The organism is Brevundimonas sp., from assembly GCF_050729455.1.
In the GTDB taxonomy this organism is placed as follows: domain Bacteria; phylum Pseudomonadota; class Alphaproteobacteria; order Caulobacterales; family Caulobacteraceae; genus Brevundimonas.
Map to the genome: position 1 here is coordinate 1 of NZ_JBOHLI010000070.1, position 11351 is coordinate 11351.

Here is an 11351-nt window from a genome sequence, read left to right on the forward strand (position 1 = left end):
CTCTGAAAGCTCACGTGCGCCGCTGCGCTCGATCCTCGGGTCAAGCCCGAGGATGACGGCGGGTGAAGGGGCAGGCATGAGGAAGCCGTGGCGGCCAAAGGGCTGCGGCGCCTCGCCGCCCGCCCGCCTAGTCGAGCTTGAGGGCTTCGGCCAGAAGGCGGGCTTCGGCGGCGCGGCTGGAGCCGGCGCGCCAGGCGACGACGATCTCGCGGCGGGGGGCGTCGGCGGAGATGGGGCGGACGACGACGCCGGGGTTGTCGGCCAGACCGGCCTGCACCGCCATCTGCGGCAGGAAGCTGACGCCCAGGCCCGAGGACACCATCTGCACCAGGGTGTGCAGGGAAGTGGCGGCGAAGACGTCCTCACCGCGCGGGGCCTCGATGTTGACGGCGGCCAGGGCCTGATCGCGCAGGCAGTGGCCGTCCTCCAGCAGGATCAGGTCGTCGGCCTTCAGCATCCCCTCGGGGATAGGCCCGGCGCCCGCCAGCGGATGGCCGACCGGGGCGGCGGCCAGGATCTCGTCGTCGCCGATGCGGGCGTGGTCGATGCCCGGCGCGTCGTAGGGCAGGGCGATGACGGCGGCGTCCAGCTGGCCCGCCTTCAGCCCGGCGATCAGGCGCGGGGTCAGGTCCTCGCGGATGAAGAGGCGCAGGGCCGGGTATTTGTCGCGCAGGCCGGGCAGGGCGCGGGGCAGCAGGAAGGGGGCGACGGTGGGGATGATCCCCAGGCGGAACCGGCCCGACAGGGGCTTGCCGGCGTTGCGGGCGGCCTCGACCAGGTCCTCGGTCCGGGCCAGGACGTCCTCGGCGCGCTTGACCGCCTCGGCGCCGACGGCGGTCAGCTGGACCGCGCCGCGCGTGCGTTCGACCACCGGCGCGCCCAGGATCTTCTCCAGCTCCTGCACCCCCGCCGACAGGGCGGGCTGGCTGACGTGGGCCGCCTCGGCCGCGCGGCTGAAGGAGGCGTGTTCGGCCAGGAGCTTGAGATAATGAAGCTGTCGCAGGGTGGGGAGCATTCGCCCCACATAGGCGCGCCCTATGGTGTTTTCAAAGACAATCGAAACCATTGATGAAGAAAGGCGCCGCGAACCGGTCGGCCCGCGGCGCTTCTCGAGCTAGTTCAGGTCGAACCGGTCAGCGTTCATGACCTTGGTCCAGGCCGCGACGAAGTCCTGGACGAACTTCGCGCCCGCGTCGGCCGAGGCGTAGACCTCGGACAGGGCGCGCAGCTGGGAGTTGGAGCCGAACACCAGGTCGGTGCGGGTGGCGGTCCAGCGCTCTTCGCCGGTGGCGCGGTCATTGCCGGTGAAGACCTCGTCGCCGTCGACCAGTTTCCAGCCGGTCTTCATGTCCAGCAGGTTGACGAAGAAGTCGTTGGACAGGGCGCCCGGCCGATCGGTCAGGACGCCATGCTTCGACCCGCCGTGGTTGGCGCCCATGACCCGCAGGCCGCCGACCAGCACCGTCATTTCCGGCGCCGTCAGGCCCAGCAGCTGGGCCCGGTCGATCAGCAGTTCCTCGGTCGGGACGTTGAAGCGCACCTGCAGATAGTTGCGGAAGCCGTCGGCGCGGGGCTCCAGCACCTTGAAGCCGTCGACGTCGGTCTGTTCCGCCGAGGCGTCGGTGCGGCCCGGCGTGAAGGGAACGGCCACGTCGTGACCGCCGGCCCTGGCCGCCTGCTCAACGCCGACCACGCCGCCCAGGACGATCAGGTCGGCGATGGAGACGTTCAGACCCGACGCCGCCTTGATGCCTTCATAGACCTTGAGGACCTGGGCCAGCTTGGCCGGTTCGTTGACGTCCCAGTCCTTCTGCGGGGCCAGACGCAGGCGCCCGCCGTTGGCGCCGCCGCGATAGTCCGAGCCGCGATAGGTGACGGCCGAGGCCCAGGCCGTCGAGACCAGGTCGGCGCCCGACAGGCCGGAGGCCTTGATGCGGTCCTTCAGCGCCTTGACGTCGGCGTCCGACAGTTTCGGCCCCGTGTGCGCCGGGATCGGGTCCTGCCAGATCAGGTCCTCCGCCGGCACCTCGGGGCCCAGGTAGCGGGCCTTGGGGCCCATGTCGCGGTGGGTCAGCTTGAACCAGGCGCGGGCGAACTGATCGCCGAAATAGGCCGGATCGGCGCGGAACCGCTCCATGATCGGGCGATAGATCGGATCGATCTTGAACGCCATGTCGGCGGTCGTCATCATGGTCGGCACGCGCTTGCCCGGCGTGTGGGCGGCGGGGGCCAGGGTGTCCTCGGGATTGCCGACCGGCTGCCACTGCTTGGCGCCCGCCGGGCTGCGGACCAGCTCGTAGTCGTGGTCCAGCAGCATGTCGAAATAGGTCATGTCCCAGGTGATGGGGGTGGGGGTCCAGGCGCCCTCGATGCCCGAGGTGATGGTGTCGTCGCCCATGCCGCTCGCATGATCCGAGATCCAGCCGAGGCCCTGCTGGGCGATGTCGGCGGCTTCGGGGCTGGCGCCCACCCTGGAGGCGTCGCCGGCGCCGTGAGCCTTGCCGAAGGTGTGGCCGCCGGCGGTCAGGGCGGCCGTCTCCTCGTCGTTCATGCCCATGCGGGCGAAGGTCTCGCGGATGTCGCGGGCCGAGGCCAGGGCCTCGGGCACGCCGCCGGGGCCTTCCGGGTTGACGTAGATGAGGCCCATCTGGATGGCGGCCAGCGGGTCTTCCAGGGCCATGCCCTTGTCGGGCTGGATGCGGGTCTGGTTGCCTTCCTCGTTGACCCAGGTTTCTTCCGTGCCCCAGTAGACGTCCTTCTCGGGCTCCCAGACGTCGGCGCGGCCGCCGCCGAAGCCGAAGATCGGCCCGCCCATGCTTTCAATGGCGACATTGCCGGCCAGGATCATCAGGTCGGCCCAGCTGAGCTTGGCGCCGTACTTCTGCTTGATCGGCCACAGCAGACGGCGCGCCTTGTCCAGGTTGCCGTTGTCCGGCCAGGAGTTCAGCGGGGCGAAGCGCTGCTGGCCCGCGCCGGCGCCGCCGCGGCCGTCCCCCTTTCTGTAGGTCCCGGCCGAGTGCCAGGCCATGCGGATGAAGAAGGGGCCGTAGTGGCCGTAGTCCGCCGGCCACCAGGGCTGGCTGTCGGTCATCAGGGCGGTCAGATCGCGCTTCACCGCCTCATAGTCGAGGCTCTTGAACGCCGCGGCGTAGTCGAAGTCGCCGCCCATCGGGTCGCCCGACCTGCCCTGCTGGTGCAGGATGTCCATGGCCATCTGATTGGGCCACCAGTCGCGATTGGTGCGTCCCAGAAGCGAACGCAGCGCGCCCGGCTCCTTCTTCGGATCGTGGAGAGGGGTGGGGCCGCCTGCTTGTCCGTCCATGACTTTCCTCCTGGTTGGCAGATTATGCTCGAGCCTACGCCCGGTTCCGCACCGAAGGAAAATCGATAAACTTTGAGATGATCAGCAAGAAAACTTATGGTGACGCTCGATCACTTCCATCTGATCGCCGTAGATAATTATAAGTTTTTTTTATTCCCACTTGCGAAATGATCGATTTGACTTCCAGGCCGCCACAGCCCATCTGACCCCCATCGGCGATGCGTCTCCCCGCGGCGCCGGATGTCTTACATTGTCAGAATGGAGCTCCACTATGCTGGGCGTCGGTCAAAAACTGCCTGAATTCAAGATCACTGGCGTGAAGCCGGGCTTCAACAGCCACGAAGAAAACGGCGTTTCAGCCTTCGAAACCGTCACCCAGGACAGCTTCGAGGGCAAGTGGAAGGTTATCTTCTTCTACCCGAAGGACTTCACCTTCGTCTGCCCGACTGAAATCGCCGCCTTCGCCAAGCTGGGCAAGGACTTCGAAGACCGCGACACCGTCGTGCTCGGCGGTTCGACCGACAACGAGTTCACCAAGCTGGCCTGGCGCCGCGACCACGCCGACCTGAACAAGCTGCCGATCTGGCAGTTCGCCGACTGCGGCGGCAAGTTCGCCCGTGAGCTGGGCATCCTGGACGAAGACAACGGCGTCGCCCTGCGCGCCACCTTCGTCGTGGACCCGCACAACGTCGTCCAGCACGTCTACGTCACCAACCTGAACGTCGGCCGTTCGCCGGAAGACACGCTTCGCGTGGTCGACGCCCTGCAGACCGACGAGCTGTGCGCCTGCAACCGCCCCGTCGGCGGCGAGACCCTGGCCGCCTAAGTACTGGCCCAGAGGTCGGAAACGACCAGGCCCGGACCGCGTTCGTATGGGTCCGGGCCGCCCCTCTTGAAGAGGCGGCGGCGGGCGACCGTCGCCGCCTTTTTCTTTTTTAGGGCGCTATCGTCCTTCGGACGACTTGAGCGCGTTTTGAGTACGCTGCTTCAACGCCCTTCGCGCCACCGGCCGACAGTCGGCCCTTATTGGAGATTTCCCCCATGTCCCTCGACGCTCTGCGCGACCTCATCCCGGCCTACGGCAAGGACATCTCTCTGAACCTGTCTTCGCTGGCCAATGAGACGGTGCTGAACGACCAGCAGAAGTGGGGCTGCTTCCTGGCCTCTGCCCACGCCATCGGCGTCGCCCCAGTCGTCAAGCTCCTCGAGGCCCAGGCCGCAAGCGTGCTGACCCCCGAGGCGATGAACGCCGCCAAGGCCGCCGCCGCCATCATGGGCATGAACAACATCTACTACCGCTCGCTGCACCTGATGAAGAACAACGAGTACACGACCCTGCCGGCCAAGCTACGCATGAACGTGATCGCCAACCCGGGCGTCGACAAGCTGGACTTCGAGTTGTGGTCCACCGCCGTCTCGGCCATCAACGGCTGCGGCGCCTGCCTGGACGCCCACGAGGGCGAACTGCGCAAGCACGCCGTGCCGAACGTCCAGGTCCAGGCGGCCCTGCGTATCGGCGCCGTGGTCCACGCCGCCAGCCGGATCGTCGCCTCGGAAGCCGCTCTGGCGAGCTGATCGGTCCGTCCCCGGTCAGCAGAAAGGCGCGGAGTGATCCGCGCCTTTTTCAATTGCCGTCGCTGACAGAAAGGATCAGTCCTTGCCGGCGTCGCCTTCCGGCGTCGCCATTTCTCGCATCATGTCCAGCACCAGCTTCTGCTGACGCACCGACAGCTGCGGCGCCAGCCGGCCGATCTCAATGCTTTGCCGGGTGGTGGGAAAGTCGTGGACGAAGGGTTCCGCCTCGCCTTCGGCCATGCCGGGTCGCGGCGTGGTCAGACCCTCGAAAAAGTAACCGATATCGACCTTGAAGAAGCGGGCGATGTCCCACAGCTTGGAGGCGGACACGCGGTTCGTGCCCTTCTCGTACTTCTGAATCTGCTGGAAAGTCAGGCCCAAAGCCCGGCCCAGGTCGCTCTGGTTGTAGCCCAGGGCGATCCGCTTTTCACAAACGCGCCGACCAACGTGGCGGTCCACCGGATGCGGGCCGTCCTCTGCAGAGCCTCTGACCATCACGCGTTCTCGCTCAAATCTACGCCCGAACTCAATTGTCCCGAAATGCGACGGATATCCAGCGCTGTCATTATAATTCGCGCACGGCGCGTGTCTGCGCCGTCAGTCGGCCTCCTCAGCCTTCAGGGCCCGGATCACGGCCAGGGCCGTGCGCTGACGGGCTTCCGACAGTTCCCGCGCCGCAGCTCCGATCCGTTGCACCAGCGCCCCCTTCGCCTCAATCGGCGGGGCGCAACCCGGCGCATCGGTCCAGCCGACGCCGGCATCCATAACGCCGCGGAGCGGCTGTGCTTCCCGGTTGACAGCCTTCGCCGGCGCAATTGACGGGTCCCGGAACACCGACGCGACATCGATGTTCAGCGCCTCGCAAAACTGCCAGAGGCGCACTGCCGGGACACGGTTCTGACCGCTTTCATGGCGCCCCCACTGATTGGTGGAGATATCAAGCCTGCGCCAAGTCCGCCTGGGTCAGGCCCCGGTCCTGGCGAATGGCCCGCAGGCGCGCGCCCAGGGACACGTCGACATGGCGCGTCCGCTTGCGATCCTGCTCTTCCTCGTCTCCAGCCTTCATCATGCCCGCCCCTTGCGCCGGCCCCACGATAGACCGCCCGTCAGCATCAGGATCAACATAAGGCCGAACAGGCCGTCGCCCCAGCGGCCGTAGAGGGTCGGGTCGGCCGGTTCCGGCAGGCGGACGTCGATGACCCCGGCGTGGCCGGGGTCCAGCCGCTTGCCGTCGACGATCCGGCCCCAGGGGTCGATCATGGCCGAGACGCCGGTCGGGGTGGCGCGCGCCACCGGCAGGCCGGTCTCGATGGCGCGATAGCTGGCCAGGTTCAGGTGCTGCAACGGCCCCGAGGTCTTGCCGAACCAGGCGTCGTTGGAGACATTGACGATCCAGGCCGGACGGCCCGCGCCGCTAGCCGGGGTAAAACCGGGATAGAGGCTTTCGTAGCAGATCAGCGGCTGCACACTCGGGGCGTTGACCAGGCTGATCGGCGCAGGCTTCGGTCCCGCGCTGAAGTCGGCCGGCACGTGTACCAGGCTGCGCACGCCGATCTTGCCCATCAACCGGCCCATCGGCAGATACTCGCCGAACGGCACCAGCCGGTGCTTGTCGTAGATGGCGCCGATGCGCAGCCCCGCCGCCCCCTCGTCGTGCAGGGAGAACAGGCTGTTGTAGTAGCGCGCACCGCCCTCGGCGGTCGGGTCGGCTTCGCCGCGGCTGAGGCCCATCAGCAGGGTCTGACCCGTTTGAAGGGCGCCGGCGATGGCCTGGGCGTCCGGCGAGTTGAAGACGTCGTTGGCGGTGGCGGGCAGGGCGCCCTCGGGCCAGGCCACCACGTCGGGAACCGCCGCACCCGGCTGGGCGGTCAGCGCCACATAGCGATCGACGATGGCCTGATAGGCCTCAGGCGACCACTTGGACTCCTGCGGAATGTCGGCCTGGACCAGACGCACCAGGGTCGGGCCGTCCACGCGCTGAGCCGACGACAGGCGCAGGGCGCCGAAACCGAACAGACCCGCCAGAACCGCGACGCCGAGACCCGCTGCGACCAGCCGCGAGCGACGCGGCCCGGCCCCGACCAGCAGGCCCAGCGCCGACACGGCGGCCAGCGTCACCAGCCCCAGGCCATAGACGCCCGCCACCGAGGCGAACTGCGACATAACCGAACCCGCCTGCCAGCTGGCCCCCGTCGGATTCCACGGGAAGCCGGTCAGCACATGGCCGCGCAGCCATTCCAGCAGGGCGAACAGGGTGGCGAACAGCAGGACGCGGCGCACGCCTTGCGGCGCAAATCGGCGATACAGGGCGGTCGCAGTCCCGAAGAACAGACCCAGCCCCATGGGCAGCAGGCTGGCGGCGAAGGGCGCCATCCAAGCCTGATCCTTGTTGACCAGGAAGGCCTCGGCCACCCACCAGCAGCCGATGAAGAAGTAGGCGAAACCGGCCAGCCAGCCCATCCAGAAGCCGCCGCGCACCCGCGCCGACCGCTCGGCCAGCAGCATCAGCAGCGGATAGCCCAGCAGGCCCGGCAGCACCCCGAACGGCGGATGGGCCAGGGCGGCGCCCGCTCCGGCCAGCAAGGCCAGAGCGATGCGACTCCAGCGGTTCGTCAGCACGCCCCCCCACAAGGCCCCAAGGCCCTGCGCCGACAAACGTTCATTCATGCCTTGGCCTCATGTTCGGCTTGGTAGGGGTCGGCGACGCCCAGGGCGGCCAGGATCTCGCGCTCCTCGGCCTCCATCTCCTCGGCCTCGGCGTCGTCCTCGTGGTCGCGGCCCAGCAGGTGCAGGACGCCGTGGACGACCAGGTGGCTCAGATGGTCGGACAGGGTCTTGCCCTGGGCCTCGGCCTCCGCCGCGCAATAGGCGTAGCCCAGCACCACGTCGCCCAGATGCGGAAAGGCGCTCTCGGCGGCAGGGAAGGACAGGACATTGGTCGGCCGGTCCTTGTCGCGAAAGCGGGCGTTCAGGTCCTGCACCCCGGCGTCGTCGGTCAGCAGCACGACCAGGTCGCCCTCGAGCTTCCCCAGCGCCGCCGTCGCCGCGCGCGCGACCACGGCTTCAGCCTCCGGCAGCGCAGCCGTCCAGGCCGCGTCCTCGACTTCGATCTCGATCATTCAGTCTTCGTCCTCGAGATCGGGCGTGGGGCGGTTCCGCGCCGCATCAGCGTCGTAGGCGCGCACAATGCGCTCGACCATGGCGTGGCGCACCACGTCCTCGGCCTTGAAGGCCTGGACGCCCACCCCCTTCACATCCTGCAGGATGCGCAGGGCATGGCGCAGGCCGGAATCGCGCGGGTTCAACAGGTCGATCTGCGACGGGTCGCCCGTCACCACCATCCGCGCGCCCTCGCCCAGGCGGGTCAGCACCATCTTCATCTGCAGCCGCGAGGTGTTCTGCGCCTCGTCGACGATGATGAAGGCATGGCTCAGGGTGCGGCCGCGCATGAAGGCGATGGGGGCGGCTTCGATCTCGCCCTTCTCGCGGCGACGGCGCACGTCGTCGATCCCCAGGATGTCGTTCAGCGACTCCCAGATCGGGGCCAGATAGGGATCGACCTTCTCGTTCAGATCGCCCGGCAGGAAGCCCAGCTTCTCGCCCGCCTCGACCGCCGGGCGAGTGATGACCAGCCGGTCCACCTGTCCGCGTCGCAGCAAGGACGCGCCATAGGCCGCCGCCAGGAAGGTCTTGCCCGTGCCCGCCGGGCCGACGCCGAAGGTCAGTTCGCACCGGCTGAGCAGGTCCAGATAGCGCGCCTGGGCCGCCGTCTTGGGCGCGATGGCCCCGCGCCGACCGACCGGCAGGGTGATGGCGTCAGGCACGACCCGGCCCTGATCGGGACGCGGTTGCGACACGGCCGCCCCCAGGGCCATGCGCACGTCGGCCTCGGTGATCTCGGCGCCGGTATCCGCCCGTTTGGCCAGGGTCTCGACCACACGCTTGGCCTGGGCCCGATCCCGCGCCGAGCCGTTGATCGACACCCCCCCGCCGGGCGCCTCGACCAGCACCTTGAAGGCGTCCTCGATCAGGGCGACGTGGCGGCTGTTGGGGCCGATCACCGCCCCCAGCGCCTGATCGCTCAGAGACAGGAATTCGGATTCTCGCGCCATAAGTTTCCCTCTTGGGGTCCCTAACGCCTCGCTCGCGGAGCGAGGCTTCTTGAGGGACCATTCTCTTGTGTCCCTAACGCCTCGTCCAGCGGGACGAGGCTTCTTGAGGGACGTCGCTGCAATTCAGGTCTAGATAGTGCCTGGGATCGCCAACCGTCCGTTCAGACTGTTCTGGGCGCCGCTGATGATCTCCACCGGCACGATCTGGCCCAGCAGATGATCCGCGCCCTCGACGTGAACCGCCTGCAGATAGGGCGAGCGGCCGATGGCCTGACCGGCGTAGCGTCCCTTCTTCTCGAACAGGACGTTCAGGGTCTTGCCCGCCTGGGCGGCGTTGAAGGCGGTCTGTTGCTCGAACAAAAGGGCCTGCAGCCGCTGCAGCCGCTCCAGCCCGACCTTCTCCTCGATCTGACCCGGCATAGTGGCGGCGGGCGTGCCGGGACGCGGCGAATAGACGAAGCTGAAGGCCCCCGCATAGGTGACCTGACGCACCAGATCGAGGGTGTCCTCGAAGTCCCGCTCCGTCTCGCCAGGGAAGCCGACGATGAAGTCGCCGGCGATGGCCATGTCGGGCCGCGCCTCGCGGATGCGGGCGATCAGGTCGATGTATTTCTGACGCCCATGCTTGCGGTTCATCAGCCGCAATACCCGGTCCGACCCGGCCTGAACCGGCAGGTGCAGATAGGGCATCAGGACATCCAGATCGGCGTGGGCGGCGAGCAGGTCGTCGCTCATGTCGTTGGCGTGGCTGGTCGTATAGCGGATGCGGTCCAGGCCGGAAATCTCGGCCAGGGCGTAGGCCAGACGCGCCAGGGTGAAGGGTTTTCCGTCCGGGCCTTCGCCGTCATATGCGTTGACGTTCTGGCCCAGCAGGGTGACTTCGCGCACGCCCCGGTCGGCCAGGGCGCGGGCCTCGGCCAGCACCGCCGCCACCGGGCGCGACCACTCGGCGCCGCGCGTATAGGGCACGACGCAGAAGGTGCAGAACTTGTCGCAGCCCTCCTGCACCGTCAGGAAGGCGGTCGGGCCCTCGCCGCCGCGCGTCTTGATCATTTCGGGGGTCAGGGCGTCGAACTTTTCATGCGGGGCGAAGTCCGCGCCGATGCGCTCGCCGCGCGCCCGCGCCGTGCGGGTCAGCAGCTCCGGCAGCTGGTGGTAGGCCTGCGGTCCGACCACCAGGTCGACCGCGGGCTGACGTTTCATGATCTCCTCGCCCTCGGCCTGGGCGACGCAGCCGGCGACCGCGATAGTCATGCCGCCGTCGCCGCGCGCCGCTTTGCGCTCGCGCATCTGCTTCAACTTGCCGAGTTCGGAATAGACCTTCTCGGCGGCCCGTTCGCGGATGTGGCAGGTGTTCAGTATGACGAAGTCGGCGCCTTCGGGCGCATCGGTGGTCGCATAGCCCAGCGGACGCAGCACATCGGCCATGCGCTCGCTGTCATAGACGTTCATCTGACAGCCGTAGGTCTTGATGAACAGGCGTTTGGGCGCAGCCATTTCGGCCACGCCATCCGCCGTTTCCACGGGCTTTTCGAGCGTATCGGTCATCTGCGGCTTATGATCGCCCAAGCCGGCGACGGCAAGGCGATCAGGCGCAGTCGCGCTCGGCAGGCTCAGCCGTCCGTCGGCTCCACGCGCGCGGCGTGGCGCTTGTAGATCAGGCCTTCGCGTTCGCTCGGCTCGACGCCCGCGATCGAGTGGCCGTAGAGCTCCAGCTTGTGACCGACCAGTTCGAAGCCCAGACGCTTGGCGATCTCGGTCTTCAGGCGCTCGATCTCGGCGTCGAAGAACTCGATGACCTCGCCGGTCTTGGTGTCGATCAGGTGGTCGTGGTGGTCGTCGCCCGCCTCTTCATAGCGGCTGCGGCCGTCGCCGAAGTCGTGCTTCTCGACCACGCCCGCCTCTTCGAACAGGCGCACGGTGCGATAGACGGTGGCGATCGAGATGTGCGGGTCGATGGACGAGGCGCGGCGATACAGCTCCTCGACGTCAGGGTGATCCTCGGCCTGCGACAGGACGCGGGCGATCACGCGCCGCTGCTCGGTCATACGCATGCCGCGGTCGGCGCAAAGTTTCTCGATCCGTTCCATACGCCGGAAGATAGGCTGAGCCGTCGCCTTATGGAAGCTATCCAGAAAAGTTCAGCGACAGGACCAGGGCGTCCTCGCGGCTTCCGTCCGCACGCGCATAATATCCGCGCCGCCGTCCCGCCTCGGCAAAGCCCGCCCGGGCATAGAGGGCGCGAGCCGCGACATTGTCCTCGGCCACTTCCAGGAACATCCGCTCGGCGCCAAGGGCGGCGGCGCGCACCACGGCGGCCTCGACCAGCCGCGTCGCCAGAC

General features: G+C 67.9%; 12 protein-coding genes. 2 read left to right on the forward strand and 10 right to left on the reverse strand.

Annotation, left to right across the window (positions count from 1 at the left end; genetic code table 11):
* Positions 1–127: 127 nt before the first annotated feature.
* Both ACREEF_RS14300 and katG read right to left on the reverse strand, forming a co-directional pair.
* Entirely contained in the window at positions 128–1015 is an 888-nt protein-coding gene (locus ACREEF_RS14300; protein WP_431566240.1) for a hydrogen peroxide-inducible genes activator, read from the reverse strand.
* Between the two features lie 99 nt (positions 1016–1114).
* Positions 1115–3322, reverse strand: coding sequence for a catalase/peroxidase HPI (katG, locus tag ACREEF_RS14305; RefSeq protein ID WP_431566241.1), 2208 nt, complete (start codon positions 3320–3322; stop codon positions 1115–1117).
* A gap of 271 nt (positions 3323–3593) precedes the next feature.
* Between katG and ACREEF_RS14310 the strand changes: the two genes are divergently transcribed.
* Positions 3594–4148, forward strand: a complete 555-nt coding sequence (locus ACREEF_RS14310) for a peroxiredoxin (protein ID WP_431566242.1) — start codon at positions 3594–3596, stop codon at positions 4146–4148.
* A gap of 215 nt (positions 4149–4363) precedes the next feature.
* Entirely contained in the window at positions 4364–4897 is a 534-nt protein-coding gene (locus tag ACREEF_RS14315; RefSeq protein ID WP_431566243.1) for a carboxymuconolactone decarboxylase family protein, read from the forward strand.
* Between the two features lie 75 nt (positions 4898–4972).
* Here ACREEF_RS14315 and ACREEF_RS14320 read toward each other — a convergent pair whose 3' ends face one another.
* From ACREEF_RS14320 to ACREEF_RS14355, 8 genes are all read right to left on the reverse strand, one after another.
* On the reverse strand, positions 4973–5392 hold the full coding sequence (locus tag ACREEF_RS14320) for a helix-turn-helix domain-containing protein (RefSeq protein WP_431566244.1): 420 nt from the start codon (positions 5390–5392) through the stop codon (positions 4973–4975).
* Between the two features lie 442 nt (positions 5393–5834).
* Positions 5835–5966 (reverse strand): hypothetical protein, encoded by a 132-nt coding sequence (locus ACREEF_RS14325; protein ID WP_431566245.1) that lies wholly within the window; start codon positions 5964–5966, stop codon positions 5835–5837.
* The gene (gene lnt, locus ACREEF_RS14330; RefSeq protein WP_431566246.1) at positions 5963–7564 is read right to left on the reverse strand and encodes an apolipoprotein N-acyltransferase; all 1602 of its coding nucleotides are present in this window, start codon (positions 7562–7564) and stop codon (positions 5963–5965) included. The genes ACREEF_RS14325 and lnt overlap by 4 nt, the downstream gene beginning before the upstream one ends.
* Entirely contained in the window at positions 7561–8016 is a 456-nt protein-coding gene (ybeY, locus tag ACREEF_RS14335) for an rRNA maturation RNase YbeY (RefSeq protein WP_431566247.1), read from the reverse strand. Before ybeY ends, lnt begins: the two co-directional genes overlap by 4 nt.
* A complete protein-coding gene (locus ACREEF_RS14340; protein WP_431566248.1) occupies positions 8017–9009 on the reverse strand; it encodes a PhoH family protein in 993 nt (330 codons plus the stop codon).
* Between the two features lie 129 nt (positions 9010–9138).
* A complete protein-coding gene (miaB, locus tag ACREEF_RS14345) occupies positions 9139–10506 on the reverse strand; it encodes a tRNA (N6-isopentenyl adenosine(37)-C2)-methylthiotransferase MiaB (protein ID WP_431566251.1) in 1368 nt (455 codons plus the stop codon).
* A 116-nt stretch (positions 10507–10622) separates the two neighbouring features.
* A complete protein-coding gene (locus tag ACREEF_RS14350; protein WP_431566249.1) occupies positions 10623–11099 on the reverse strand; it encodes a Fur family transcriptional regulator in 477 nt (158 codons plus the stop codon).
* Positions 11100–11136: 37 nt separating this feature from the next.
* Positions 11137–11351: GNAT family N-acetyltransferase (locus tag ACREEF_RS14355; protein ID WP_431566250.1), on the reverse strand; the 215-nt coding region annotated here is incomplete at its 5' end.